The sequence below is a fragment of the Salifodinibacter halophilus genome (genome assembly GCA_012999515.1).
Taxonomy (GTDB): Bacteria; Pseudomonadota; Gammaproteobacteria; order Nevskiales; family Salinisphaeraceae; genus Salifodinibacter; species Salifodinibacter halophilus.
In genome coordinates this window covers 1-231 of the sequence record JABEEB010000834.1, presented here as the reverse complement: position 1 = coordinate 231, position 231 = coordinate 1, and the positions used below count along the sequence as shown (strand labels likewise).

General features: G+C 71.9%; 1 protein-coding gene. It reads right to left on the bottom strand.

The window, feature by feature from the left end; translation table 11 throughout:
* On the bottom strand, positions 1-231 hold a 231-nt coding region (locus HKX41_13910), incomplete at both ends, for a DNA primase (protein NNC25228.1).

Sequence of the window (231 nt, the reverse complement as noted above, 5' to 3'; positions counted from 1 at the left end):
CGGCATCGCCTCCTGCAGGCGGCGGTCGAAGCCGTCGGCGCCTTCCTGCCGCACCAGCGTGTCCGGATCCTCGCCCTCGGGCAGGAACAGGAAGAACGCCTGGCGCCCGTCCTTCATCCGCGGCAGCACCGATTCCACCGCCTTCCACGCCGCGCCGCGGCCGGCGCGGTCGCCGTCGAAGCAGAAGTAGACATCGGCGGCGTTGCGGAACAGCAGCTCGGCGTGATCGGG